Raw genomic sequence first — 25,709 nt, forward strand, 5'->3', positions numbered from 1 at the left:
ATCAGGGTTCAGTTGTCAGAAAGGCCGCGCTTTGCGCGGCCTTTTCGCTTTTGCTAGTCCCTAGTCTCTATGTCCCTAGTCCCTTAGAATCATGAAATGATTCTCGAAACCTTCCCCGTCGGCCCGCTGCAATGCAACTGTACCCTTCTTGGCGATGAGCAGACGGGCGAGGCTATCGTCATTGACCCCGGTGACGAAATCAGCCGCATCCACCGCCTGCTCACGGAGCGCGGACTCAAGCTGAAGCAAATCCTCATCACCCATGCCCATATTGACCACGTTGGCGGCGCGGTCAAGCTCAAGCGTCTTACCGGAGCACCCATCCTGCTCAACGAAAACGACCTGCCTCTGCTGAAAATGATGGACCAGCAGGCCGGCTGGCTGGGCATCCAAACGCCGGAAGTGGCTCCGCCCGACGCCAGCCTTACCGAAGGCATGACCGTCGGCCTGGACGCCTATCCCGCGCAGGTTCTGCACACGCCCGGCCACACGCAGGGCTCCGTCTGCCTGCACTTTACCCCGCTCAAAATGGTTATCGCTGGGGATACGCTCTTTTATGGCAGTATTGGCCGTACCGACCTGCCCGGCGGCAACGGCAGGCAGATTATCGACTCCATCCACACCAAATTGCTGACGCTTCCCGAGGACACCAAGGTCCTCCCCGGCCATGGACTCCCAACCACCATCGGAACCGAACGCGAGAGGAACCCATTTCTGCAACAGTAGCCCGCCGCACGGCTCAAAAATCAACTAATTTTGAATCAATTGATTAGAAGAAATTCCTAAACAGACACCTAAAGCGCATCGCCGATTTTGTAACCAGCCTGAGTCTTGCCTAAGTAGTTAAGGGTGCCCGTTACTCCCATGCGGAACTCCGCCTCTTCGGTCAGCAGGCTTAGCACCAGCCAGCCCGCTGAAGGCATGCCGAAAAAGTATCCGGGCTGCACCCAGACTCCCTCGTTCAGAAGCTCACGCACCGTCACCTCATCCGGCTGCAAGGCCGCAATTCGCAGCACGGCATACCAGCCGCCTTCCACGACAAGCCGCGTGACAATCTCCTGCCCGGCAAGCTGCCGGTCCAGCTCCGCAAGGTTTGCCCTCACCCGCTGGCGAATCTGCCTCTGGATTCCCTGCCGCCCGGCAAGCCACTGCGGCAGCGCCCGCTGCACCGGGGCGTTCATCGACAGGAATGTGTCGGCGATTACCTCCAGCCGGGCCATGGCTTCTTCCTTCGCCGGGCCGGTCGCCACAATCCAGCCGGATTTCATCTGCGGAAGCCCGGCAATCTTGCTCAGCCCGCTCACTACAAAAACCGGCACGCCCTCCAGCCCCGCGGCAAAGCTTTTCGGAGCCCCTTCCGATCCATTCGGCAGCGCGTAATCCAGAAAAACCTCGTCCACAATCAGGGAAAGCCCATACTCGCGGCACAGCTTGCCCAGCTCTTCCGCCTCCCACGGCTTGGTAAAGTGTCCGGTCGGGTTATTCGGGTGAACCAGCATAATTGCCCGCGCTTTGGACTCGTGTGCAGGCCCAATCGCCCGCCGAAGGCCCTCGGGGTCAATCTGCCAGCCGTGGTCATATACCAGCGGAGCATTCTTCAGCCCTACATCGTCCAGCACGGCCAGAAAATCGAACAGCGGATACCCCGGCTGCGGCACCAGCACATCCGTTCCGGGGTCGCAGAGCAAGCGGAAGAGATAGCTGTAAGCTTCGCTGGTGCTCGTCGTCAGCACCACCTGCTCCGGCTCAACGGTTGCACCGTGGTCCGCGTAATAGGCGCAGACGGCCTTGCGCGCCTCCAGCAATCCCAGAGGGTGTGGGTCATAGTCCCGCGAGCGCTCATCGCCTAGCCCGGTCAGCAAATCCACGCCGTAATCAAATCCACATCGCGTAGGGTTCGACGCCGTAAGATCTGCCACCGGCAAACCTGCCGCAAGCCGTTCGCGATGCGCCTGCGACAACTCGCTCTCTTCCGTATTCCAGTTTGTCCGTTTCGCAAATCTCATCGGTCACACCCTGGCTCTGCCATGCAAAATAGAGGCAGGCGCCTTTTTCAAAATACCTCAAGCGCCACAGGGAGATTCCGTTTGGCTCTGCGCGCAGTTGTCTTTGACTATGGAATGGTTCTCACCGGTCCCCAGGACCCCGCATCCCATGCGGAACTGGTCCGCATCACAGGCCTTCCCCTTGAAGAGTTTGAGCGCTACTACTGGCAGGACCGCCACGACTACGACGCCGGCATTCTCAGCGGCCTAGCCTACTGGCAGAAGTTCGTCCACGACGCCGGGCTGAGCCTTCCCGACTCAACCGTTCGTGAGCTTAACCGCATCGACGTCCGCGTATGGTCGACCGTGAACCCGCGCATGGTTGCATGGCAGGAAGAACTACGCCAACGCGGCTTCAAGCGCGCCATTCTCTCCAACATGGGCGACAGCGTGCGCGAGTCCATCGTCGTTGAGCACCCTTGGATTAACACCTTCGACGTGCTCATCTGGAGCTACGAACTTGGCATCATCAAGCCCAACCCGGCCATCTATCACGCGGCGCTGGACGGGCTGAAGCTGCAGCCGGAAGAGACGCTTTTCATTGACGACCGTGCAGAGAACACCGCGGCAGCCCGCGCCGTTGGCATGCAGGCCATCACCTTCTCCACCGCAGACAAGCTACGCGAAGACTTAATTGCCGCAGGCCTTGACGCCGAGTTGCCGCTGCCTTAGCGGTTCCTCGGCTTCAGGTGGTACATAAGCCCGCCGGTATACGTCATCGAGTCCAGCCCCGGATTGCTCGGCACCATGAACGCGTCCGAGAAATGGTAATCGCTGAATCCTATGCGCGCATCCCACCGCGGCGCAATCTTGAACTGCGCGCCGAGCCCGATCTCCAGGCTCCAGTTCAAGTAAGAGGCATACTGCGACACGGCCTTCTTATCAAAGGCGAGCGCGCCGCCGCGAATCAGGAAATACGGCTTCACATTCTTCTGGCTGCGCCACGTCATGCGCAATCCAATCGGGGCAATCCCCATGCCGTAAACAAGCTCATGGTCCTTACTTTTAGGATTTCCCCACACATCGGTCTTCGTTGGCTGCCGCAGCAGCACCACGGGAGCAAAGGATGCGGAATAATCCATTCGCGCGCCAGCCCTGTAGCCCCAGGAGTGGCGGTCATACTCAATCTGAGCCAAGTCGAGATAGCTCCACCATGAGTTGGCAAAGATATGGTAGTGACCGAAAGAGCCGAGCCCGGTAACGCCAATCTCGCTATCCTGCCGTACAGGCTCCGCCGCAGCGGTCGGCGCACTGGGCGCAGCATTCTCCTGCGCTTCCTGCTGACACGGAACCGCAACTGCCGAGACCAACATGGAAAGTGCAAACAATAAATTACGGCGCCTGAGAATAGAGAAAAAAATTACTCGTAGTCTACGCATAATGGGGCTTATGCCCCCTCCCTTGCCCGGAATTCAACACAAAAATCTATGCTGTGTTGAGGTCAGAGTTAAGAAACATATTGATATCTGAAAAGCTTTGGAAAGGCAACAGACTCAAAAGCACTACAACCTTGCTGATGCCGCACAAGAATTGGGGAACACATACGGATATCGATTCAATCGCTTGAGCCCGATTATAAATACTTCGTCGTTTTCTGTAATCTCCCGGCGCTGTGTATAGGACTTACAAAAGTTAACGCGCCAGTTCTTCGCTATGAGTGTTAGACTGCTTGCCGTTCAACGGTAACCGTCCCACTTGCCCTCTATTTCTTTTGAAAAATAACCATGCAGGCAATGCGGCGGCTCGATATCACGCACGGGGAGAACCATGAACTCAAGGCCAGCACGTAAATCAATCCCAACCATTCCCTTCTTCGCTACGCTACTTCTCACCGCTTCTCTTTCCCTCGCACAATCCGTTCCCACCGTTACAGGCAACGCGAAAGTAGACAAGCTGCTCTCGCAGATGACGCTCAAGGAAAAACTCACACTCATCCACGGCACGCAGGAAGACCCGAAGGTCTACCAGGGGCAGGCCGGTTATCTTGCCGGCATTCCGCGTCTCGGTATTCCCGGATTGCGCTTTGCTGACGGACCTCCTGGCGTGCTCACGCGTCACCCATCGCAGGGCGAAACCGCAACCATGGGCGTTGCCGCAACCTTCAGCGCAAAAGATGCCGAACTAAACGGCGTCGTCATCGGCCGCGAAGCGCGCGCCCTTGGAATTGACGTTGCACTGCAGCCTTTCGTCAACATAGACCGCGATCTCGAATTCAGCCGCGCCTATAACACCTTTGGCGAAGACCCTTTCCTCACTTCCGTCATGGGAGTTGGCGAAGTGAAAGGCATCCAGTCGCAGCACGTCATGTCGCAGATTAAGCACTATGTCGGCTACGACTCCGACGGAGCCAGCACCTACATCGATGACCAAGCGCTGCATGAAATCTACGTAGCACCCTTCGACGCTGCATCCAAGGCGGGCGTCTCTTCGCTCATGTGCTCATACAACCGCATCAATGGCGGTTTTGCCTGCGGTAACGAGTCCACGCTGATAAAAATTCTTCGCGACCAGATAGGCTTTCAGGGCTTTGTCACTTCCGACTGGGGCGCTGTTCATGGCGTGAGCTTCATCAACTCTGGCCTCGATATGGAGATGCCCGGCGAGCCTGCCGAAGGCTCCATACTGGCGCTGCCATCGTTCTTTGATCTCAAGCCTGTGCCGCCGCCTCCGCCCTCAAACATCATGGACAATCTTGCAGATATGTTTGGCGGGCATCTTCCAGAAGAGCCTGCTCCCGAGCCCATGAACATTGGCGATTTCGGCTTTAAGGAAAGCCCGAAGAAGATGGCCGATGCGCTCAAGGACGGCACCGTGAATGAAGCGGCCATTACTCGCGCAGCCAGGCGTGTGCTTCTGCAGATTGAAAAATTCGGTTACCTCGATGGACAGCAGAAACATGATGTTACCACGCAGTCGATTGAGGAGAACGCGAAGATTATTGAGAAGACTGGCGAAGATGCGGCAGTCTTGTTGAAGAACGAAAGCCATGCGCTGCCGCTCAAGGCCGCTGACCTTGACTCCGTTGTGTTGATCGGTCCCACCGCGGCACAGATTGATTCCATCGGCATTAACGGCGAGCGGTCGGTCGGTTTGCCAGAGCGCGAAGTTGGTCCGCTTGCGGCGATGCGAAAAATCACGGACAACGGCCACATTCGTATTGCGCTAGATGACGACTTCACCGGAACAACGATCCCTGCAAATCTTCTGAGCCACGATGGTCAGCCCGGTCTCGTGCGCACTACGCTGCGCGGCGGCGGCATGATTGCGCAAAACGACTTCCGCACTGATGCAAAAATCGACTTCACAAAAAACAACGGCAATTCACTTCCGCCTGATTCCACACTCACCTGGAAGGGCACGCTCACGCCACCGCACGCAGGCGAGTATTGGATTTATCTGCAGGCTCTTGGCACCAATGCAGTTCTCTTGGTTGACGGCAAAAAACTGTGCGCAACTGGCGTAGTGCAAGGCGGCGTGCATGGCGACATTCTGCAAGCCAATCAGGACAACGTAGTTCCCACACCTGATGAGCTCGACAACGTGCGCCGCACCATTCAACTCACCGATGGCCCGCACGCTATCGAAATCAAGATCACACCTGATACTTCGCATGCGCCCGTGCAGCTTCGCCTCAACTGGTCCACGCCCGAGGAGCGCAAAGCCGATCACGAAACTGCCATTACCGCAGCAAAGAATGCAAAGACAGCCATCGTCTTTGCATGGACGCGCCTGCAACCTGTCTTCGGCCTGCCCGGTGAGCAGAACAAGCTCATCGAAGAAGTTGCAGCGGTGAATCCGAACACCATTGTTGTGCTCAACACCAGCCAACCCGTCGCCCTGCCGTGGATAGACAAGGTCAAAGCCGTGCTGGAAATGTGGTGGCCCGGTGACGAAGGCGGATGGGCGACTGCCAACCTGCTCCTCGGAAAAGTAAGCCCCGCCGGACGCCTGCCCGTAACTTGGGGCAAGCGGCTTGAGGACTATCCCGCAACCGACCCGCGCTATCCCGAACGTTCCGAAAAGGGCGTAGACAAGAAGACGACCTACAGCGAAGGCGTGAATATAGGCTACCGCTGGTTCGACAAGGAAAACATCGCACCGCTCTTCGCCTTCGGCCACGGCCTGAGCTACACCACGTTTGAATATTCTGACCTGAAAGTAGTGAAAGCCTCAGACGGCCTCGATGTAACCGTAAGCATCAAGAACACCGGCAACATGGACTCGGACGAAGTCCCACAGGTCTACCTCGGCGCACCTGCCAACCCGCCAGCGGGCGCACAGTTCTCTGTCCGCTCACTGGTGGCCTTCGACCGCATCCACTTAGCCGCCGGTGAATCCAAAACCGTAACCCTTCACGTGGCCGAACGCCAACTCCAGTACTGGTCCACCGCAGACACGGCATGGAAGAAACCGACAGGTGCGCGTGAACTCAGCGTAGGCGCATCCTCACGGGATTTGCGTCTGCACGAAACCATCAACTAGAAGGAACCTGAACGCGGGGTACAGACTGAGCAAACGCCTCTGGTCTGTACCCTGCACCCCGCACCCTGTACCCTGTATTCATGCCGCCGATTCTCTACGCCGCCACTACCAACCAGGGCAAACTTCGCGACTTCAACACAGCAGCAGAATCCTTTGGCGTTGAGATTGAACCGCTCACCATTCTCGCCACCATTCCCGCACCGGAGGAAACCGGCGCAACCTTCGCCGAAAACGCTATTCTCAAGGCGGTCTACTACTCCCGCTTTGCGCCGGAGGAAATCGTTCTGGCCGATGACTCCGGCCTCGAAGTAGACGCCCTCAATGGAGCCCCCGGCGTGCGCTCCGCCCGCTTTGCCTCCGATTCCGGCCTCACCGACTCGCCCGATGCACCGCTCGACAACACTGATGTCTGGAACAACATCGTTCTGCTGCAAAAGCTCAACGGCACACTGCCGGAAAAACGCACCGCCCGATACCGCTGCGTCCTTGCCGCAGCACGCAACGGCGAAATCCTCCACACCGCCGACGGCACGGTGGAAGGCACAGTCCTCGAAGCCCCACGCGGAACCGCAGGCTTCGGCTACGACCCTCTTTTTTATCTGGAAGAACTCGGCCAGACCATGGCCGAAATCGACATTCAAACCAAGCTCGGGCTCAGCCATCGCGGCAAAGCACTCAAAGCTCTCCTGGCATCCCTGAACATCCAGCAGGCACAACCCCGCTAGCGGCTGCCTACTCCTTGTCGGTCATGCTGCCGCGCCAGACCGAAATCCAGCTCAGCAACACCGTGGTCACGCACCCGGCCAGGCCCACAAAAAACGTCCACTCCAACACCTTCATCGCAACCAGTCCAATATTCAGCGCCATATCCGTAAAGCCCCTATTCGGCTTCCTTTAAAAGGATAAAGAATCCGTAGGGATTCCGTAAAGGGTGATATTCGTCACAGCCCTGACCACATTGCAAGACTAGGATTCCCCCATGCTTGACGATGATATGCTGGGTTCCCAATAATGCTTGCGTAATTTGCTGTAACTTCCTGTCTTTCAATCCGGTACACAGTCCCAGGCCGTCCGCCTGCTATCTGCAGTACCGACAGTTACCGCCACGTTCACACCAAGCGCATAGGATTCCACTTAAGCAAGGAAGTTCCGTGCATCGAGGCGAGAGCGCCAGCATGATTCCCGGCAGCTCTGGCAGGAAATCTCAGGAGGATGGAATCGGACATGCAGACTTCGCAGGTTCATGGCTCCGTTAAGCGAGTCGTGATCGCCAAAAATCCGATAGCGGCCTTATGGCAGTCCGTAATCGGAAAGAAAATTGTGATGGCGGTAACGGGCATTGTCCTTATTGGATTCGTGCTCGGTCATGTCTTCGGAAACCTGAAGATATTCCTCGGCGCCGAGACCATCAACGCCTATTCCCGCTTCCTCCGCGAAGTTGGCCAGCCGGAGCTTGAATACGGCCAGCTCCTCTGGATTGTCCGCATCGTGCTGCTGGTCTGCGTTGTGCTGCACGTTGTAGCGGCGGCACAGTTGAGCAAGCTCAGCATCTCCGCCCGCCCTGTAGGCTACGGCCAGAAGAAGAATCTCGAAACCACCTACTCTGCCCTGCTCATGCGCTGGGGTGGGATTCTCCTACTGGTCTTCGTCATCTTCCACCTGCTGCACCTTACCGGCGGGCTGGTCGGCTTCCACGAGGGCGAGTTCCAGCATCTGCAGGTCTACCAGAATGTTGTTGCCGCATTCCACAACATCCCGGTTGCGATTTTCTACATTGTTGCGATGGCCGCACTCTGCCTGCATCTCGACCACGGCATCTGGAGCATGCTGCAGACACTGGGCCTCATCACGCGCAAAAACACGAAAGCTCTGCGAGCTCTTTCGCGCGTCCTCGCCGTTCTTGTTTTCCTGGGATTCATTTCGGTTCCCGTATCCGTGCTCGCCGGCTGGATTCAGTAACAACTGGCCTCGCGCAAATCTGACAGCGCAAGGAGAGGATTGAAGCAATGCTCGAAACAAACATTCCATCAGGCCCGATTGAGCAGCGGTGGGAAAAGTGCCGTGCCGAGATGAAGCTGGTGAACCCCGCCAACCGCCGCAAGCACACCATCATCGTCGTGGGCTCCGGCCTGGCAGGCGCTGCCGCGGCAGCCACGCTTGGCCAGCAGGGCTATCGCGTTCTCAACTTCTCGTTCCACGACACACCACGCCGCGCCCACTCCATCGCCGCGCAGGGCGGCATCAACGCCGCCAAGAACTACCGCTATGACGGCGACAGCGTCTTCCGCCTTTTCTATGACACGGTGAAGGGCGGCGACTTCCGCGCCCGCGAATCCAATGTCTACCGCCTTGCCGAAGCCAGCGTGCGCATCATCGACCAGTGCGTCGCACAAGGTGTTCCCTTTGCGCGCGAGTACGGCGGACAGCTCGACACACGCTCTTTCGGCGGCGTGCAGGTGCAGCGCACTTTTTACGCTCGCGGACAAACGGGTCAGCAGTTGCTCATCGGTGCGTATCAGGCGCTTGAAGAGCAGATAGCCGCCGGCACCGTCACCATGCACTATCGCAAGGACATGCTGGACCTGGTTGTTGTCGATGGAAATGCTCGCGGCATCGTCACCCGCGACTTGCGCACCGGAAAGATTGAAACGTTCGTAGCAGATGTAGTGGTTCTTGCCACCGGAGGCTACGGCAACGTCTTCTTCCTATCCACCAACGCCATGGCCTCGAACACCACGGCCATCTGGCGCGCCCACAAGCGCGGAGCCTTCTTCGGCAATCCCTGCTATACGCAGATTCACCCGACGTGCATTCCGCGTTCCAGCGAGCACCAGTCCAAGCTCACGCTCATGTCGGAATCGCTGCGCAATGATGGCCGCGTCTGGGTTCCCAAGAAGGTCGGCGACGCACGCAAGCCCAACGACATTCCCGAAGAAGAGCGCGACTACTATCTTGAGCGCCGCTATCCCAGCTTCGGCAACCTCGTTCCGCGTGATGTGGCCTCCCGCGCTGCCAAGGAAGTCTGCGACGAAGGCCGCGGCGTTGGCCCCAACGGCCAACCCGGCGCACAAGCCGTCTATCTCGACTTCTCAGATGCCATCAAGCGCCTCGGCCTCGCCACCGTCAAGGAGAAGTACGGCAACCTCTTCGACATCTATGAGCGCATCACCGGCGAAGACGCCTACACCACGCCCATGCGCATCTACCCGGCGGTTCACTACACCATGGGTGGCCTCTGGGTGGATTACCACCTGATGGCAACCGTTCCCGGCCTCTTCGTCGGCGGCGAAGCCAACTTCTCTGACCACGGAGCCAACCGCCTCGGCGCCAGCGCGCTTATGCAGGGCCTTGCGGATGGCTACTTCGTTCTCCCGGCCACGGTTCCCAACTACATCGCCTCCACCAAGCTTCGCCCGCTCACCACGGACGCACCAGAGTTCGTGGAAGCCCGCCAGCAGTCTGAACAGATGATTCAAAAGCTGCTCAGCATCGGCGGCAGCCGCACTCCCGACTCCATTCACAAAGAACTCGGCAACATCATGTGGGAGTACTGCGGCATGGCTCGCAACGAAGAGGGGCTTAAGAAGGCTCTTGAACTGATTCCGAAACTCCGTGAAGAGTTCTGGTCCAACCTCAAGCTCGTTGGAACTGGCGAAGAACTGAACCAGTCCCTCGAAAAGGCGTACCGCATTGCTGACTTCCTCGAACTGGGCGAGCTAATGTGCCTCGACGCGCTGCACCGCCGCGAGTCCTGTGGCGGCCACTTCCGCGAAGAGAGCCAGACGCCCGATGGCGAAGCGCAGCGCGATGACGACAACTTCGCCTATGCCGCAGCCTGGGAGTGGGCTGGAGAAAATCAGCAGCAGACCCTGCACAAAGATCCCCTCACCTTTGACTACGTGCATCTGGCACAGAGGAGCTACAAGTAACGATGGATTACACACTGAAAATCTGGCGGCAAAATAACGCCGATGCACGTGGTGAGTTCGTCACCTACCAGGTCAAGGACATTGCGGCGGATATGTCTTTTCTGGAGATGCTGGATGCGCTGAACGAAACTCTGCTCGAAAAGGGCGAGGCTCCCGTGACCTTTGAGCACGATTGCCGCGAAGGCATCTGCGGGTCTTGCGGATTTTTGGTGAACGGCGTAGCCCACGGCGGTCAAAAGGCAACCACTGTCTGCCAGCTAGCCATGCGCCATTTCAAAGACGGCGAGACCATCACGCTCGAACCGTGGCGCGCCAAGTCGTTCCCTGTCATTCGCGACCTGATGGTCGACCGCTCGGCCTTCGACCGCATCATTCAGTCCGGCGGCTTTATCAGCGTGCCGGTAGGCGCTGCTCCTGAGGCATCCACGACGTTGGTTCCCAAGCAGGTCTCCGAAACATCCTTTGACGCGGCGGCTTGCATTGGCTGCGGCGCATGCGTAGCGGCCTGCCCCAATGCCTCCGCCATGCTCTTCACCTCAGCCAAGGCCACTCACCTCAACCTGCTTCCGCAGGGCCAGCCACAGCGCGACTCGCGCACACTGAGCATGGTCACGACGATGGAGATTGAAGGCTTCGGCTCCTGCACCAACCACGGCGAATGCGAAGCCGTCTGCCCGAAAGAAATCCCCATCGAATTCATCGGCAAGCTGAACCGCGATCTTCTTCGCGCTACGCTCTGCCACGGGCAGACCGAGGGCACAATTCGGGTTGATCCCGCTGGCATTCCCACCAGCAAATAGGCAGGTCGGGGCTTTAGCCCCGATAACAAAAGCCAACCATAAATCGGAATACAAAAGGGCGCGGCCAAAGCCGCGCCCTTCGCTTTTCGTCTCTAGTCCTTCGTCACTCGTCCCTAGAAATGCCAGATAACGTCCGCCGCCAGCGTTAACGATTGCGTCTTCGCCCCCAGCGCCCTCATCGTTGCCTCTGCCAACTGCCCTTGCGGAGCATTCGACAGCGCCGACACAGACGAGCCCGGCGCAATATCCAGCCCACGCAATCCATACGGCGAGAAGCTATGCACATAACTCAACTCCGGCCGAAAAGTAACCGTCGAACCAATCCAGAAGTTGAACCCCACCATGTGCTCTTCATAAATCGCAGGCGTCCCCGTGCGTTGCCCCTTGATATCATCCACAATCTCATTGCGAATGTTCAACGAAGCCGAACCATGATGAAAGTCATGCTCGATGTAATTTGTAAGCGCCCACTCCGGCGCAAAGCACCGCGCCGCATGCGTGCCCTCATAGCCCGACGAAGGATTCTCGCAAACCGCACCAAAGTTCAGCGTCGCTCCACCTGGCCTGCCGTTAGTCGTCGTCTCCGGCCACGGCGAAGTCACCGGATTACTCGCAACACCCGTGTTGTACCACCACATATTCGGCACATCGCGCATGTATTGATACCACCCCTCCGTATCCGTATGCCAGTGCGGAGATATCTTGTGATACCACGTTGCGTAATACGCCGTCAGGTTGTTGTACGCGTACTTACTGTCATTGATGGTGTTGTCGCAGACGTTCACTGCATCGCCACCCTCATGCCAGCTATAAATCACGCAGGCATTGCCAGTGACCTTTGCATCAGAAGTCCACGGCATCACATCGCACCCGCCGCTCACTCCTCCCTGCACCGTCCAGTGATTGTTCACCTTCACCGTCAGGTTCGCGCCCGTCTGCGTATAGCAGTCATACGTGTACAAAATCGAATGCGAGTAGCTGTAGTTGTTCGGCGCAAGCTGAGCCTCAATATCCGGCAGCGAAATATATCGCCCTATGCGCAAATCTGCGCCCTGCCCCATCTTCGGAAAGTAGAGGTCCACATACACCATCACCGGGTCAAAGCCATACTGCGAGTTCTTCAGCAGTAATTGCTGGCTCAGCATTCCCTTCGCCGTCGTAAAACGATAGTCCTGCCCATAGAGCCCCGATAAGCGAAACCCATAATCAAAATGATCGCGCTGCACGGTATCCGCCAGCCGCTCATAGTAAACAGCCAACTGGTCCAGCACTACCGTATTCGGATATTCGTCATACGCGGAAGGCAGATTCGCCGGAATCCCCTTGCCCGCATTGCCGCGATTGTTCGTCGAGCCATTCGCGCCAACGGAAATCCACCCATACCATTTCGCCCGGCTCAGCTTTGTAGCATCGCCGCCATCAATCGCCGTTTGCAACGGATACGTCTGCGTATCCGGCGCGCCAATCATCTGCGTGCCTCCAACCGGCCAGTCTGCTGAAGGGAACGGCGGTGAAGAAATCGGTGCAGCAGTCCCGCGTCTTTTCGGAGCATTCATATCCGCAGCCGTAGCCGCTGTCCAGTCCGCAACATAAGCCTTACCCCATCGCGTAAAGAAGCCGGCCTTATGCGCCGGCTGCGCGTCCGTCACATCCGTTGAATCCGTGGATGAAGAATCCGCATTCTCCTGCGCCCAACCCGGCGCTGCCAGAACAAGAATCAAGCCGAAAAACCAAACAGCATTCCCAACAAAAGAAGTTTTCTGCGAATAAAACCCTTGCGCGTTCAAAGAACACACTCTCACTTTCCGGACCGGCATCTGCCAGCCCAAAAGAGTATGCCGTCAGAACAATAAGCTTCGAGTAAGCCAACCCGAAGCACCGCATAAAACGATTACAAGGAATTTGAAAGTGCGGGTTTATAGATTCTTTAGCACAGATAAAGGAATGCGCTGCAATCCATAAAGGGATTGCAGCGCATGGAACAACAAACAAAATCGACTCAGTTTAGAACCGTGCAATCCAATCCAGCAGCACGGCCGGGAAGCATCCGAAGACAAGCACCGCGGCCGCAACCGCCAGCAATACAAGCATCGTCACAGGATGTACGCGAATCTGCGTCTCATCCACCACAGGCATTACATAAGCCCTCTTCAACACCTGCAGATAGTAGTAAAATGAAACCGCCGACATCGCCAGCGCTAGCGCTACCAGCGCAAACGCCCAGGCTCCGCCATATGCAGCGCCCAGCACCGCGGTAAACAAATTGAACTTAGCCCAGAAGCCCACCAGCGGCGGAATCCCTGCTAGCGAGAGAAACAGCACCAGCAATACGCCCGCCAGCAACGGATTTCGCTTATGCAATCCAAGAAACGCATCCAACTTATCGCTGCCCGCCGCGCGCTCCACCACGCCGACCACGCCAAAAGCTCCAATCGTCGTTAGTCCATAGGTAAGCACGTAGTAAAGTATTGCCTGCGCACTGCGCGACCCCCATGAGAAGAACGCAAGACCAACTAGGATGTAGCCAGCATGCGCAACCGCAGAGTAAGCCAGCAACCTCCGCACGCTTGTCTGTCTCAGCGCGGCCAGGTTTCCGACCACCATCGATAACGCTGCCAGCATCTCCAGAATCCGCACCCACGGCCCAAAGAAGCCTACCGGAGTTGGCACAGGGCCATTGGTACTTGTGATCGTCTCTCCCAGCCGCACCGCGAGATGCCCCGCACCCATCTGCAAACCGCTCGTCGGATTCAAAGCCGCTGCACTGATGCCAATGAACAACGCGAAGCTGGCCACCTTCGATACAGAAGCAATGAACGACGCAGCCGGAGCAGGCGCGCCCTCATAAGTATCCGCAGCCCACAGGTGAAACGGCGCCGCCGCCACCTTGAATCCAAGCCCCACGGCAACAAGCACCAGAGCTACAGCCCATAAAGGCCACGCGCTCATTCTGTCTACGCGATAAGCCGCCAACACAACATGGTAAAGATTCGTAGAGCCCGAAAGCCCATACAGATAGCTGAACCCGAACAACAAAAACGCCGCCGACATGCCGCCGAACAAGTAGTATTTCAGCGCCGCTTCAGCGCTCTTCGCGGAAGTCTTCCCAAACGCAGTCAGCACATACAGCGAAATACTCAGCAGTTCCAGCCCCGCAAAGATAACCAGCAAATCCCGCGCCGCGGAAATAATCAGTCCACCCGAAGCGGCCATCAACACCACGGCAACATACTCGCCGGGATGTCGCGTAAACTCCGAGTCAACCAGCAGGAGCAGCGTGAGCGCCGTCAGCACAAGCACGCCAATCTGCGCAGCCGCCACCGTTCCGCCGCCAACCAGCAAGAGGTTGCCGTTGAAGCGCAGGCTTGTTGCACCCGCGCCGTATACCGCCCATATCGACACCGCGCTGCCGAGAACGCCCAACACAGCAGCCGCTGCCGCGCGCGCCTGCAATGCGGCCTTGCGCAAAAATGCCAAGTCAACCAGCAGCACCAGGAGCGCCGCAATTTCAAGAACAGTTTCAGGAAGCGTTACGTGGAAGAGGTCGCTATAATTCATTGCGCACCTCCCGCCAACAACGCCTTCACCGCCGGTTCAATCGTGTCCAGCAACACCCTCGGCCACAAACCAACCAGCAAGCTAGCCGCTCCCAACAATACAAAGCCCGTCACCTCAGGCCACGTCAACGCAGCCAGCTCGTGCCCATGCTCATGCAGATGCGGAGTTGGAGGAGCATCGCTGAAGAACGCCTTCTGCAGCGCCCTCCACGTATAAGCCACACCAACCACAATGCCCACACCAGCCGCCGCAGTCCACCACGGATTCGCGGTCCACGAACCAATCAGCACCTGCAACTCCGCAACAAATCCCGAGAACCCCGGCAGCCCCATCGAAGCCATTCCCGCAACCGCAAATCCCCACGCGGCAAACGGCAGCCTCTTCGACAAGTGCATCGTTTCCAGCTCCGCCAGTTGCCGCGTATGCGTACGCTCATACATGATGCGCCCCACGATGCCGAACAACAGCCCCGCCAGCACACCATGCGAGAACATCTGCAGCACCGCGCCGGTAATGCCAATCTGGCTCAGCGTCATTAAGCCCAGCAGCACAAACCCCATGTGGCTCACGCTGGAGTAGCCGATGACAAACTTGAAATCAGTCTGCACCAGCGCCACCAGCGCGCCATACACAATGCCAATCACCGCCAGCACCGCAAACACATCGCGCCACGAGCCGAGCCCAAGGAAGCTGAATCCCCACGGGTCCATGCCATGCGGAAAGAGCGTCATCGCAACGCGCAGGCAGCCATACGCACCCAGCTTCATGACCACGCCGGCCAGCAGCATGGAAGCCGCAGTCGGCGCAGCCACATGGCCCGTCGGAGCCCATGTGTGAAACGGCCACATGCCCGCCAGGATCCCGAAGCCCACAAACGTCAGCGGAAACGCCCACATCTGAAAACTCACCGGCAGCCCCGCATGCGCCAACTCCACCAGCCCCGTTGAATGGCTCCCCGAAGACGCATACGCCGCAATCAATGTAACCAGCACCATCGCCGAGCCGACAAACGAGTAGAGCGCCAGCTTCATCGCCGCATACTCTTTGCGCGTAGAACCCCATATCGCAATCAAAAAGTATTTCGGAACAATCGCAATCTCATAGAACACAAACAGCAGGAACAAATCAAAGCTGAGAAACACTCCATATACGCCGCCAATCAGCGCCAGGAAAAACGCAAAGAACTCATTCGTGCGCAGCTCGATATTCCAACTGAACAACACGCCTGCAACCGCAGCAAGCCCCGTCAGCAGCACCAGCACGCGGCTGATGCCATCGGCGGCCAGCGAGTAATGAATCCCCATCGCCGCAACCCACGGCACATCGGTAATCATCACGCGTCCTTGCCCCGCCGCGCCCACAAAACCTGCAACCGCAATGCCGAACCCAACCACTGCCACCAGCAGAGCAAAACCGCGCGCAAGCGCAGGTCGGTCCTTGGGCAGCAACGCCTCAATCAGCGCGCCGGCAAACGAGAGATAAATAGTCCAGCTTAGACTTTGGGCAAGCATCGCTTCTTAAAATCTCCAATGCGCCAGCAGGTTCACGACCGTTGGATTCACGCTATCCACAATCAACTGCGGCAGCAAACCAATCAACAGCATCAATGCAATCACCGGAGCCAGCGCCAGCCACTCGCCCCAGTGCAAATCCTGAAAGCCAGCCCACTTCTCCGGCACCGGTCCAGCAAACACTTTCTGAATCACCGTCAGAATCACAATCGCGGTAACCAGAAGTCCCAACACCGACACCGTGGCTGCAACCCACGCCAGCGGAAACACTCCGCGGAAGATGAGAAACTCGCCGACAAATCCATTCAGCCCCGGCAATCCCAGCGACGAGAAGAGCGCAAAGCCCATCAGCCCCGCAAAAATCGGCGCAGGCTTGCGCAATCCACCAAAATCGTCAATGCCACGAATTCCATTGCTACGCTCCTGCAACAGCGCAATAAACCAAAACAGCGCAGCCGCGGTAATGCCGTGATTGAACATCTGCAGAATCACGCCATTCAACGCAGCCGCCTGGCTTGTCTGCATCGCAGCGCTCGTAGCCGGAACAGCCAGCGCAAAAATCGCCAGCAAACAATAGCCAAGGTGATTGACCGACGAGTAAGCAAAGACGCGCTTCAAATCCTTCTGCGCCGCCGCAGCCCATGCGCCCATCACAACGGTCACCACCGCAAGCACCAGCAGCGGCGTACGTATCTGCGCAATTTGCACGCCGAACAACGGCAGCGCAATCCGCAGCACACCATACACACCCATCTTCGACATCGTGCCCGTCAGCAGCATCGTCACCGGCGAAGGCGCTTCGCTATACGCAGCAGGCAGCCACGTATGGAACGGCATCAACGGCACTTTGACGGCAAAGCCAGCCAGCACGCCAATCGCCAGCCACAACATCACCGGCCCAAGATGCGCAGTTACCAGCGGCTCCAACTCACCCGTAGAAGCAAGCAGAGTCAGATGCTGAAAATCCATGCTGCCCGTTGCCAGAAATACACCCAGCATTGACAACAACAGCGGCACCGAACCTGCCATCGTATACACAAAGAACTGCGTCGCCGCCGGTCCGCGCTTTGCCCCGCCCCACAGCTTGATGAGGAAGAACGCCGGAATCAAACTCAGCTCCCAGAACAAAAACCAGTGGAAGAAGTTCTGCGCGGTGAAGCAACCAAACAGCCCCGCCTCCAGCAGCAGCACCAGCGCAAAGAAAAGATTCGGCTGCCGGTGCACGTGATGCGCCGCATCCATCGCCATCAGCGCAACAATCGCACTCAGCACCAGCATCAGCGCGCTTAAGCCGTCCGCGCCCAGATTGTACTCAATCCCCAGCGACGGAGCCCACGGCAAGCGCTCCACAAAACCGATGCTGCCATCACTCGGCAGATGCGCCCACACCACCAGCGCAACAGCCAACGCTACAGCGCCCACAATCATCGCAACAAATCGCGCATTCTTGCCAGAGATAAGCGCAATCAAAGCACCAGCAACCGGCAGCGCGGTCAACACACTCAACATTGGAAATCCGTTCGTCATTCCGGTCATGGGCGGCTGCTCCAGATCAGAACCACGACCAGCAACACCACGGCAACAGCCAGCAGTCTCAGGTACGTCTGCACCCGCCCTGTCTGCACGCGTGCCACCAGTCCGCCCCCCGAGTAAAGTCCCTCGCTGCCTTTATCAAAAGCGCCATTCACCGCCGTGTTGTCAAAGAAGCGGCTGAAGCGTGACAGCAACTTGAAGGAGCCAATCACCTCTGCCACAATTCCGCCCCATATATAACGGTCAATCCAGTCCGCAACCTTTGCCCACCACTTGTAGAAGGCGATAAAGGTCACGCCATACAACTCATCCACATACAGCCGATTGCTCAGCGCTGTCCACACCGGAGGCACAGCCTTCTCCAGCACATCGCGCTCTTCCGGCGCAGGCGACTTCGAGCCATACAGCATCCATCCCAGCCCAATGCCCACCAGCACAATCACTGTCGAAGTAAGCAGCAGCACCAGGAACTCCGGCTCACCAAACTTGCCGAACTCCACCGCAGCCGCATGCCCCTCAAGAAAGCTTCGGAACCATGGCCATGCCGGTGTTCCAATCACACCCAGTGCAATGGCAAAGAAGGCCAGAATCGCCAGCGGTGTTGTCATCGCCTTTGGGCTTTCATGCGCGTGACCATGTCCGCGCCACTTGCCGAAGAAGACATAGCTAACCTGCCGCGTCATATAAAACGCCGTCAGTACCGCGCCGAAAACAAGTAACCAGTAAGGCCCCTTGCTGAAGTGCGCATCCTTCGCTGCCTCCAGAATCCCGTCTTTGCTCCAGAAACCCGAGAAGACCAGCGGAAATCCGCTCAGCGCCAGCATGCCAATCGCATACGTCGCAAACGTAACGGGCATCTCTTTACGAAGCCCGCCCATCCTGCGAACATCCTGCTCCTCATGCACGCCATGAATCACTGAGCCCGCGCCCATGAACAGCAGCGCCTTGAAGAAGGCGTGAGTAATCAGGTGGAACATGCCGACAGCCACGCCACCCAGCCCAAGTCCCGCCATCATGTAGCCAAGCTGCGAAACCGTCGAGTAAGCAAGAATGCGTTTGATATCGTTCTGCGCCACCGCAATCAGCGCCGCAAAGACCGCCGTAGCCGCGCCAACCCACGTCACTACGCTCAGCGAAGTTCCCTGCCCTGCCTGCATCAGCGGATACACACGAGCGATGAGATAAACGCCAGCAGCCACCATCGTCGCCGCGTGAATCAACGCAGAAACAGGAGTGGGACCTTCCATCGCATCCGGCAGCCAAACATGCAATGGCAACTGGCCGCTCTTGCCCGCGGCGCCCGCAAACAGCAGCAAACCAATCGCAGCAGCCGCGCTCAATCCAAGCGCCGCATGAGCACTCACCAACCCGCTCAGCGCGCCTGGCTCCATCGAACCCGCGCCGTTGTTATAGAACAGCAACGTTCCCGTCTGTGCAAACAGCCACACAATCCCAAGCAGGAAGAAGATGTCGCCCACGCGTGTCGTAACAAACGCCTTCTTCGCCGCCGCAGCCGCAGAGGGCTTGTGATACCAGAAGCCAATCAGCAGATACGAAGTCAGGCCAACAAGCTCCCAGCACATGAACAACAGCAGCAGACTGTTCGCAATCACCACGCCCAGCATTGCACCGGCAAACAATGAGAGGAAGCAGAAGAACCGCGTGAAGTTCTCGTCATGCGCCATGTATCCAGTCGAATAGATAAAGATGAGCAACCCGACAAAGGTCACCATCACCAGCATCACGGCAGAGAGCGGATCAAGCACCCATCCAAGATCGATGGTTCCACTCCCAAACTGTACCCATGTAAAGTTCACCGTCTCGCGAACCGCATGGCCACTCGACCAACCTGAAACCACATGCGCAAACGCGGCCAGCGCAATCAGCAGCGAAACACCCAGCGACCCAATCGCCAACGAAGCGGAAAGCCTTTTCATTGGCTGCTTCAACAGCGCAATCACACCCGCCGCAACCATCGGCACAGCCGGAATCAGCCAAAGAATATGCGCAACACCAGACGCAGCAACCTGCGGAGTGAAGGCCGTCAATTCCTGAATCATCCCTTCACCCTTTCATCCGGTTGATCTCATCGAGATCCGTTGTCTTCAAATGCCGGTAAATCGAAATCACCAGGCCAAGTCCCACAGCAGCCTCCGCCGCCGCAATCGCAATAGAGAAGATGGCAAACATGAAGCCGGTCAGCACCTCAGGATGCGGCCCATATCTCCAGAAAGCAATCAGGTTTAGATTCGCCGCATTCAACATCAGCTCAATGCCAATCAAGACAAGAATTGCGTTGCGCCGCGTCAACGCGCCCGCAAGCCCAATCGCAAACACTAGCGCGGCCACCAGCAAATATCCAGCAAGCGGATTCACTTTGCGGCCTCCTTCTTTTCCTGCATCGCCACAATCACCGCGCCAATCATCGACGCCGTCAGCAACACAGCCACAATCTCCAGCGGCAGCACATACCGCCCCATCAGCGCATTGCCAACCTGCACAACAGAAGCCTGAGGCACTGCCTGCTCATTCGGCAAAGCAGACTGGCTCTGCAACACTGCCCATGCCAGCACCGCAAACACCGCGGCAGCTATCGCAAGTCCCGCCAGCCACGTCTTGCTGAAGACGCGTGTCGCGGGTGTCTCCGAACTTCGTGTCAGCAGAATCGCAAACACAACAAGAATCGCCACCGCGCCAACGTACACCAGAATCTGCGCGAAACCCGCAAACTGCGCATCCAGTTGCAAGAACAGCAGCGCCAATCCGATAAACGCACCTGTCAACGCCAGCGCGCAATGCACCACGTTGCGAAGCAGCACCGCAGCAAGCCCACCGGCCACCGTCAACGCCGCAAGGATCGCAAACAGAATCAAGCTGCCAGGGTTACTCAGCATAGCGATAACTCCTTGGCCCAAACTGCTCGCGCTTCATGCCCACGCGCCCGCCAACCACATACGCAACCAGCAAAATCGCCGAGCAGACAACCCAACGCAGCAGGCCCTCTCCCATAAACCGCCACAAGCCAGCCACAATCAAATCCAGCAGCGTCATGGGCAGCACAAACTTCCATGCAAAGTTCATCAACTGGTCCTGCCTCAGCCGTGGCAGCGTTCCGCGCATCCAGATGAACACGCACATTGCCGTCATAATCTTCGCGACAAACCAGAACCACGAAGGCACAACGTTCAGCACTTCCAGCGGCGCAGACCATCCGCCGAGAAATAGCGTCGCGCCAAGCCCGGAGATGGAAAGCATCGCCACATACTCGCCGAGGAAGAACTCCGCAAACTTGAAGCCCGAGTATTCCGTAAAGTAGCCCGCGATAATCTCCGACTCGCCTTCCGGCAAATCAAACGGCGAGCGATTTGTCTCCGCCGTAGCCGCAATCGCAAACATCACAAAGGCCACGAAACCCATCGGCGTAAACACAAACCAGTGCGGCAGCCCCCATGAATACTGGTTCTGCACCTCAACAATTTTGTCGAGCGAGAGCGAGCCCGTCATCATCACCACAATCACGCTCGTCATCAGCAACGGAATCTCGTAGCTGATCATCTGCGCAATCGCGCGCATCGCGCCCAGCATCGAGTACTTGTTACGGCTGGACCACCCCGCCATGAAGACCGACAACTCCGCCGATGCACCCATCGCAAAGTAGAACAGCAACCCCGCATCCATCGGCACAAACGTCATGTTGCGCCCTATCGGCAACACTGCATAGCCCATGAAGACAACAATCACCAGCACAATCGGCGCAAGAAAATGCACCACATGGTCCGCGTTATAAGGAACCACATCTTCCTTAATCAGCGCCTTGATGCCGTCCGCCGCAGGCTGCAAAATCCCAAACGGTCCCACGCGATTCGGACCATAGCGATTCTGCATACGCCCCAGCCCCTTGCGCTCCATCAGCACCGCAATCGCAAACAGCGTAGCGAAGACCACAAGGATGGCCGCAACACTCAACACCGCACCCACAAGAGGCTGCAACCACATCGGCACAAGCCCAACAATCCAATGCTTGAGCAGCACAAAAACCTGGTCCAGATTTTCTGCAAAGGAGTTCGTCATTACGCCCCAGTTCCCTCCTCTGCCTTTGGCGCTTCCGGCTTCGGCGCTTCTGCTGCCGCCTTGGCAGCCGCTTCCGCAGCAGCCTTCGCCGCGGCCGCAGCGCGAGCCTTCTCCTCAACCTTGGCCTTCTCCTCCGCCAGCCGCCCATCTACCTCCGCAGCTTCCGTCGGATGAATCGTGTGGTAGTACTCATTCGATTTCGCCAACGCCTTGCGGTCATGCAGCAAGCCGCCAAAGCGGTCATCGGTCGCCAGCTCAAACTCCGTATCCATCTTGATTGCGTCGAACGGGCAAACCTCCACGCATATCTGGCAGCTCATGCAGACCGACACATCGATATCAAATTTCGCCGGATAAATCTGCAGCTTGCCCACATAATCCGGCTTCTTTTCCTTGCTCTTCTCGATGTAAATGCACTTCGGCGGGCATTCCTTCTCGCAAATCTGGCAGGCCACGCAGCGCAGCCCCGCTTCCCATTCCGGCCCGTCATACACCAGGAAAGGAAACACCCGCGAAGCCTCAATCGCCGGCGCGCGCTCTTCCGGATACTGCACCGTCGTCAGCCGTTCTTTCGAGACAAAGCTTCCAGCAAAATTCTTCGCCGTCTCCGCCAGCCCCTTCAGAATTCCCTCACCCAGCATGCAAAACTCCTCAGTCTCTACCTGTCCACTTCGCCGAGCACAATATCAATCGAGCCAAGAATCAACACCACATCCGCAATATTGTGCCCAAGGCACATATCCTCAAGCACCGTCAGGTTCACAAAGCTCGGCGGCCTTACGCGATACCGGTAAGGATTCGGCCCGCCATCGCTAATCAGATAGAAGCCAAGCTCACCCTTCGGCGCCTCAATGCGCCCATACGCCTCGCCTGCCTTCGGCCTGAAGTTGCGAATCTTCGCCTTCGGGTCCATCGCCGGGCCACCGGGAATATCCTTCAACGCCTGCTCAAGAATCTCCATCGACTGCCTCAGCTCCAGCAAGCGAATCATGAAGCGGTCATACACATCGCCATGCTCACCCAGCGGAACCTTGAAGTTGAAACGGTCATAAATGCCGTAGTGGTCCACCTTGCGAATGTCGTAATCAATGCCTGAAGCCCGCAGCACCGGCCCCGTAGCGCCCGCATTCCGTGCCAACTCCTTCGGCAGCACGCCAACGCCCTGCGTACGCGCCATCAGAATCTCGTTGCCCGTCAGCAACTGCTCAAACTCATCCACGAACTGCGGAAGCTCCGCAACAACTTGCCGCACACGATCAAGCCACGCAGCCGTCGGGTCCACACGCACGCCACCAAAGCGGAAGTAGTTGCACATCATGCGCGAGCCCGTCAGAGACTCAAACAAATCCAGAATGTTTTCGCGAGCCTTAAAGGCATACATCAGCGGCGTACCGCTGCAGCCCATGTCCTGCGCCAGAAAGCCAACAGACAGCGCATGATTCTGCACCCGCGTCAGCTCGCCCACAATCACGCGCACATACTCGGCGCGCTCCGGAACCTCCTGCCCTGCCAGTTTCTCCACGGCAATCGCATAAGCCCAGTTGTTCGTCATCGAGCAGATGTAATCGAGCCGGTCCGTATACGGCATCGAAGCAAGATAGCTGTGATGCTCGCCAAGCTTTTCATGATTGCGATGCAGATAACCAAACACCGGCTTCAGCTTCACAATCTTCTCGCCGTCCAGCGCCACATCCATGCGAAAGACGCCGTGCGTCGAAGGGTGATGCGGCCCCATCGACACTTCCAGCAGATCGCCATCCGCCTCAATCACCGGAGGCCTGTTCCATGATTCGAGTTCCAGCTCGCTCATTGCGTGGCCTCCATTGATGCTGCAGCCTGATGCTCCTGCGCCCGCTTCAACACCTCATCATGCGGCGTGGGTTCATACTCAAAATCATCCGGCTCCACATAGTCCTTCCGCATCGGATAATCCTTGAACTCATCCCACATCAAAATCCGCCGCAAATCCGGATGCCCTTCAAACACCACGCCGTACAGATCAAAGACCTCGCGCTCCTGAAAATCCGCCGCACGCCACACCGGGGTAAACGAAGGCAGCGTCACATTGTCGGAACGATTCCCCGTCCGCATCCGCACTACCAGCGGCCCGTGCTTCTTCTCCATCGAAAACAAGTGATAGACCACTTCAAGATAGCCAGGCTCCACGCGCTTGCGAGTCTCTTCGACGGTTTCCTCAACCGTCTGTTCCACACCATCCACGGTCTTGGTCACCTGCTTCGTGACCTTCACCTTTTCAGCAATCTCTCTATCCGGCCAATCCACGCCGGTCACATTGGAAAGAAAGTCCAGCTTCAGCTCCGCGTCATCGCGCAGAAACTTCGCCACCGCAAACGCCTGAGCAGAATTCAGCAAAAGCGAGTGCTGCGCCGCAGGCCCGGGGTTCTGCACAACCTCCACGCCCGCACCCGGCACCGCCGCCTCAATCGCCGCCTCAATTTCTTCGACAGTCTTCAAACCAGCTCCTAGTCCCTATGTCCCTGCGTCCCTAGTCCCTGTCGTTACCGAATCACCACCGGCACAGTCCAAACATTCTTATTAGCAGTCGGCTCGATATCATGCTCTTCCAGCTCCGGCACCGGAAACTCGCCCGTCTGCTCCGCATCCAGATACCGTGGCCGCCCTTCGCCCGTCAGATGTTGCGCATCAATCTTCTTCTGCAGCGTCATGAACGCTTCCAGCAGCGCCTCCGGCCTCGGCGGACACCCTGGAATATGCACATCGACCGGAATATAGCGATCAATCCCCTTCAGCACGTTGTAGCCCTGCTTAAACGGCCCGCCGGAAATCGCGCAAGCGCCCATCGCAATCACATACTTCGGCTCGCCCATCTGGTTGTAGAGCCGCACCACCTGCGGAGCCATCTTCTTCGTCACGGTGCCCGAGATAATCATCAGGTCCGCCTGACGCGGCGACGGACGAAAGACCTCCGCGCCGAACCGCGCAATGTCATACCGCGCCATCGTCGTCGCAATCATCTCAATCGCGCAGCAAGCCAGCCCAAAGTTCATCGGCCACACGGAGTTCTTCCGGCCCCAGTTGTAAAGCTCCTGCATGGTCGTCACAAAGACGCCCTGCTTGCCCAATTCCATCTTCAGATTTTGCTCAACTGCCATAGCTTCGCTCCGCGGAAACAGCTATTAGCCTTTAGCTCTTAGCTGTTAGCTCATCTTGCGTACTCGCAGGCCACTATCAAAACCAGCCTGACCGTCACTCCCAACATTTCGCGTTCCAGACTCAGCTTGCACCGCCACCAACGGGCTAAAAGCTAAGAGCTAACAGCTAAAAGCCGCCTTTAAGCCCATGTCAGCACGCCCTTCGCCCAGGCCCAAACCAGTCCTTCCACCAGCAACAGCACAAACACCAGCATCGCCACGCAAGCGCTCGCACCCAGCCCGGTAAAGGCAACCGCAAACGGCAGCAGGAAAACCGCTTCCACATCAAAGATCAGAAAGATGATGGCGTACAGATAATAGGAGGAGCGAAACTGCACCCAGGCGTCGCCCTGCGATTCCAGCCCGCACTCATACGTAGCGTTCTTAATTTTGTTCGGCTTAGCCGGTGCAAACACCCGCGCCCAAAGCCATGCCAGACCCAGCGGAGCAAGCCCGAAACCGAGCGCCGCAAAGAACAAAATCGCCAATGAAAAGTAAGGACTCGAAAGCATCATGAAAATGTCCGGATTTCCTTCTGTAACAAGCTACCAGTTTGCAGGTAAACATGGCCAAACCTCTGTGCCCAAAATCACACGCTTACCCCCCA

The 25,709-nt window shown here is 57.6% G+C and carries 23 protein-coding genes; 7 read left to right on the forward strand and 16 right to left on the reverse strand.

Features of this window, described 5'->3' with window-relative positions:
- The first annotated feature begins 96 nt into the window (after positions 1 to 96).
- Positions 97 to 726, forward strand: a complete 630-nt coding sequence (locus AC5S3R_RS05975; protein WP_494266097.1) for an MBL fold metallo-hydrolase — start codon at positions 97 to 99, stop codon at positions 724 to 726.
- Positions 727 to 794: 68 nt separating this feature from the next.
- On the opposite strand, the gene AC5S3R_RS05980 is transcribed toward AC5S3R_RS05975, so the two are convergent.
- On the reverse strand, positions 795 to 2,006 hold the full coding sequence (locus AC5S3R_RS05980) for a pyridoxal phosphate-dependent aminotransferase (RefSeq protein WP_494266098.1): 1,212 nt from the start codon (positions 2,004 to 2,006) through the stop codon (positions 795 to 797).
- Between the two features lie 81 nt (positions 2,007 to 2,087).
- Here AC5S3R_RS05980 and AC5S3R_RS05985 point away from each other — a divergent pair, with 81 nt between their 5' ends.
- Positions 2,088 to 2,717: an HAD family hydrolase gene (locus AC5S3R_RS05985; protein WP_494266099.1), complete on the forward strand. Its 630-nt coding sequence runs from the start codon at positions 2,088 to 2,090 to the stop codon at positions 2,715 to 2,717.
- On the opposite strand, the gene AC5S3R_RS05990 is transcribed toward AC5S3R_RS05985, so the two are convergent.
- The gene (locus tag AC5S3R_RS05990) at positions 2,714 to 3,358 is read right to left on the reverse strand and encodes an acyloxyacyl hydrolase (protein WP_494266100.1); all 645 of its coding nucleotides are present in this window, start codon (positions 3,356 to 3,358) and stop codon (positions 2,714 to 2,716) included. The genes AC5S3R_RS05985 and AC5S3R_RS05990 overlap by 4 nt on opposite strands.
- A gap of 454 nt (positions 3,359 to 3,812) precedes the next feature.
- Between AC5S3R_RS05990 and AC5S3R_RS05995 the strand changes: the two genes are divergently transcribed.
- Both AC5S3R_RS05995 and rdgB read left to right on the forward strand, forming a co-directional pair.
- The gene (locus tag AC5S3R_RS05995; protein ID WP_494266101.1) at positions 3,813 to 6,527 is read left to right on the forward strand and encodes a glycoside hydrolase family 3 protein; all 2,715 of its coding nucleotides are present in this window, start codon (positions 3,813 to 3,815) and stop codon (positions 6,525 to 6,527) included.
- An 80-nt stretch (positions 6,528 to 6,607) separates the two neighbouring features.
- Positions 6,608 to 7,252, forward strand: a complete 645-nt coding sequence (rdgB, locus tag AC5S3R_RS06000; RefSeq protein ID WP_494266102.1) for an RdgB/HAM1 family non-canonical purine NTP pyrophosphatase — start codon at positions 6,608 to 6,610, stop codon at positions 7,250 to 7,252.
- Between the two features lie 7 nt (positions 7,253 to 7,259).
- Here the strand turns inward: rdgB and AC5S3R_RS06005 are convergent, their stop codons facing one another.
- Complete coding sequence (locus AC5S3R_RS06005) at positions 7,260 to 7,394, reverse strand: hypothetical protein (protein ID WP_494266103.1); 135 nt, start codon at positions 7,392 to 7,394, stop codon at positions 7,260 to 7,262.
- Between the two features lie 345 nt (positions 7,395 to 7,739).
- Here AC5S3R_RS06005 and AC5S3R_RS06010 point away from each other — a divergent pair, with 345 nt between their 5' ends.
- Genes AC5S3R_RS06010 through AC5S3R_RS06020 form a run of 3 tightly spaced genes read left to right on the forward strand, consistent with a single transcriptional unit; the run spans position 7,740 to position 11,256 of the window.
- Complete coding sequence (locus tag AC5S3R_RS06010) at positions 7,740 to 8,486, forward strand: succinate dehydrogenase cytochrome b subunit (protein ID WP_494266104.1); 747 nt, start codon at positions 7,740 to 7,742, stop codon at positions 8,484 to 8,486.
- A 47-nt stretch (positions 8,487 to 8,533) separates the two neighbouring features.
- Positions 8,534 to 10,456: a fumarate reductase/succinate dehydrogenase flavoprotein subunit gene (locus AC5S3R_RS06015; protein WP_494266105.1), complete on the forward strand. Its 1,923-nt coding sequence runs from the start codon at positions 8,534 to 8,536 to the stop codon at positions 10,454 to 10,456.
- Between the two features lie 2 nt (positions 10,457 to 10,458).
- Complete coding sequence (locus AC5S3R_RS06020) at positions 10,459 to 11,256, forward strand: succinate dehydrogenase/fumarate reductase iron-sulfur subunit (RefSeq protein ID WP_494266106.1); 798 nt, start codon at positions 10,459 to 10,461, stop codon at positions 11,254 to 11,256.
- A gap of 113 nt (positions 11,257 to 11,369) precedes the next feature.
- Here AC5S3R_RS06020 and AC5S3R_RS06025 read toward each other — a convergent pair whose 3' ends face one another.
- From AC5S3R_RS06025 to AC5S3R_RS06085, 13 genes are all read right to left on the reverse strand, one after another.
- The gene (locus AC5S3R_RS06025) at positions 11,370 to 12,977 is read right to left on the reverse strand and encodes an outer membrane beta-barrel protein (RefSeq protein WP_494266107.1); all 1,608 of its coding nucleotides are present in this window, start codon (positions 12,975 to 12,977) and stop codon (positions 11,370 to 11,372) included.
- Between the two features lie 283 nt (positions 12,978 to 13,260).
- A complete protein-coding gene (locus tag AC5S3R_RS06030; protein WP_494266108.1) occupies positions 13,261 to 14,814 on the reverse strand; it encodes an NADH-quinone oxidoreductase subunit N in 1,554 nt (517 codons plus the stop codon).
- Complete coding sequence (locus AC5S3R_RS06035) at positions 14,811 to 16,325, reverse strand: complex I subunit 4 family protein (RefSeq protein ID WP_494266109.1); 1,515 nt, start codon at positions 16,323 to 16,325, stop codon at positions 14,811 to 14,813. Before AC5S3R_RS06035 ends, AC5S3R_RS06030 begins: the two co-directional genes overlap by 4 nt.
- A gap of 6 nt (positions 16,326 to 16,331) precedes the next feature.
- Positions 16,332 to 17,861: a complex I subunit 4 family protein gene (locus tag AC5S3R_RS06040; RefSeq protein ID WP_494266110.1), complete on the reverse strand. Its 1,530-nt coding sequence runs from the start codon at positions 17,859 to 17,861 to the stop codon at positions 16,332 to 16,334.
- Entirely contained in the window at positions 17,858 to 19,918 is a 2,061-nt protein-coding gene (gene nuoL / locus AC5S3R_RS06045) for an NADH-quinone oxidoreductase subunit L (protein WP_494266111.1), read from the reverse strand. Before nuoL ends, AC5S3R_RS06040 begins: the two co-directional genes overlap by 4 nt.
- 4 nt (positions 19,919 to 19,922) lie before the next feature.
- A complete protein-coding gene (nuoK, locus tag AC5S3R_RS06050) occupies positions 19,923 to 20,234 on the reverse strand; it encodes an NADH-quinone oxidoreductase subunit NuoK (protein ID WP_494266112.1) in 312 nt (103 codons plus the stop codon).
- Entirely contained in the window at positions 20,231 to 20,752 is a 522-nt protein-coding gene (locus AC5S3R_RS06055) for an NADH-quinone oxidoreductase subunit J family protein (RefSeq protein ID WP_494266113.1), read from the reverse strand. Before AC5S3R_RS06055 ends, nuoK begins: the two co-directional genes overlap by 4 nt.
- Positions 20,742 to 21,929 carry an NADH-quinone oxidoreductase subunit NuoH gene (gene nuoH / locus AC5S3R_RS06060; RefSeq protein ID WP_494266114.1) on the reverse strand — a complete coding sequence of 396 codons (1,188 nt, stop codon included), beginning with the start codon at positions 21,927 to 21,929 and terminating at the stop codon, positions 20,742 to 20,744. Before nuoH ends, AC5S3R_RS06055 begins: the two co-directional genes overlap by 11 nt.
- Positions 21,929 to 22,570: a 4Fe-4S dicluster domain-containing protein gene (locus AC5S3R_RS06065; RefSeq protein ID WP_494266115.1), complete on the reverse strand. Its 642-nt coding sequence runs from the start codon at positions 22,568 to 22,570 to the stop codon at positions 21,929 to 21,931. Before AC5S3R_RS06065 ends, nuoH begins: the two co-directional genes overlap by 1 nt.
- A gap of 17 nt (positions 22,571 to 22,587) precedes the next feature.
- Positions 22,588 to 23,739: an NADH-quinone oxidoreductase subunit D gene (locus tag AC5S3R_RS06070; RefSeq protein ID WP_494266116.1), complete on the reverse strand. Its 1,152-nt coding sequence runs from the start codon at positions 23,737 to 23,739 to the stop codon at positions 22,588 to 22,590.
- Positions 23,736 to 24,404, reverse strand: coding sequence for an NADH-quinone oxidoreductase subunit C (locus tag AC5S3R_RS06075; protein WP_494266117.1), 669 nt, complete (start codon positions 24,402 to 24,404; stop codon positions 23,736 to 23,738). The genes AC5S3R_RS06070 and AC5S3R_RS06075 overlap by 4 nt, the downstream gene beginning before the upstream one ends.
- A gap of 44 nt (positions 24,405 to 24,448) precedes the next feature.
- Entirely contained in the window at positions 24,449 to 25,063 is a 615-nt protein-coding gene (locus tag AC5S3R_RS06080; protein WP_494266118.1) for an NADH-quinone oxidoreductase subunit B, read from the reverse strand.
- 179 nt (positions 25,064 to 25,242) lie between these two features.
- The gene (locus AC5S3R_RS06085; RefSeq protein WP_494266119.1) at positions 25,243 to 25,617 is read right to left on the reverse strand and encodes an NADH-quinone oxidoreductase subunit A; all 375 of its coding nucleotides are present in this window, start codon (positions 25,615 to 25,617) and stop codon (positions 25,243 to 25,245) included.
- Positions 25,618 to 25,709: the final 92 nt, after the last annotated feature.

The sequence above is a fragment of the Occallatibacter sp. FHG110214_02 genome, from assembly GCF_059115385.1.

Coding starts and splice junctions, on each gene's coding strand:
- AC5S3R_RS05975 (WP_494266097.1), top strand. CDS start 97: ATGATTCTCGAAACCTTCCCCGTCGGCCCGCTGCAATGCAACTGTACC.
- AC5S3R_RS05980 (WP_494266098.1), bottom strand. CDS start 2,006: ATGAGATTTGCGAAACGGACAAACTGGAATACGGAAGAGAGCGAGTTG.
- AC5S3R_RS05990 (WP_494266100.1), bottom strand. CDS start 3,358: ATGTTGGTCTCGGCAGTTGCGGTTCCGTGTCAGCAGGAAGCGCAGGAG.
- AC5S3R_RS05995 (WP_494266101.1), top strand. CDS start 3,813: ATGAACTCAAGGCCAGCACGTAAATCAATCCCAACCATTCCCTTCTTC.
- rdgB (WP_494266102.1), top strand. CDS start 6,608: ATGCCGCCGATTCTCTACGCCGCCACTACCAACCAGGGCAAACTTCGC.
- AC5S3R_RS06005 (WP_494266103.1), bottom strand. CDS start 7,394: ATGGCGCTGAATATTGGACTGGTTGCGATGAAGGTGTTGGAGTGGACG.
- AC5S3R_RS06010 (WP_494266104.1), top strand. CDS start 7,740: ATGGAATCGGACATGCAGACTTCGCAGGTTCATGGCTCCGTTAAGCGA.
- AC5S3R_RS06015 (WP_494266105.1), top strand. CDS start 8,534: ATGCTCGAAACAAACATTCCATCAGGCCCGATTGAGCAGCGGTGGGAA.
- AC5S3R_RS06020 (WP_494266106.1), top strand. CDS start 10,459: ATGGATTACACACTGAAAATCTGGCGGCAAAATAACGCCGATGCACGT.
- AC5S3R_RS06030 (WP_494266108.1), bottom strand. CDS start 14,814: ATGAATTATAGCGACCTCTTCCACGTAACGCTTCCTGAAACTGTTCTT.
- AC5S3R_RS06035 (WP_494266109.1), bottom strand. CDS start 16,325: ATGCTTGCCCAAAGTCTAAGCTGGACTATTTATCTCTCGTTTGCCGGC.
- AC5S3R_RS06040 (WP_494266110.1), bottom strand. CDS start 17,861: ATGACCGGAATGACGAACGGATTTCCAATGTTGAGTGTGTTGACCGCG.
- nuoL (WP_494266111.1), bottom strand. CDS start 19,918: ATGATTCAGGAATTGACGGCCTTCACTCCGCAGGTTGCTGCGTCTGGT.
- AC5S3R_RS06055 (WP_494266113.1), bottom strand. CDS start 20,752: ATGCTGAGTAACCCTGGCAGCTTGATTCTGTTTGCGATCCTTGCGGCG.
- nuoH (WP_494266114.1), bottom strand. CDS start 21,929: ATGACGAACTCCTTTGCAGAAAATCTGGACCAGGTTTTTGTGCTGCTC.
- AC5S3R_RS06065 (WP_494266115.1), bottom strand. CDS start 22,570: ATGCTGGGTGAGGGAATTCTGAAGGGGCTGGCGGAGACGGCGAAGAAT.
- AC5S3R_RS06070 (WP_494266116.1), bottom strand. CDS start 23,739: ATGAGCGAGCTGGAACTCGAATCATGGAACAGGCCTCCGGTGATTGAG.
- AC5S3R_RS06080 (WP_494266118.1), bottom strand. CDS start 25,063: ATGGCAGTTGAGCAAAATCTGAAGATGGAATTGGGCAAGCAGGGCGTC.
- AC5S3R_RS06085 (WP_494266119.1), bottom strand. CDS start 25,617: ATGATGCTTTCGAGTCCTTACTTTTCATTGGCGATTTTGTTCTTTGCG.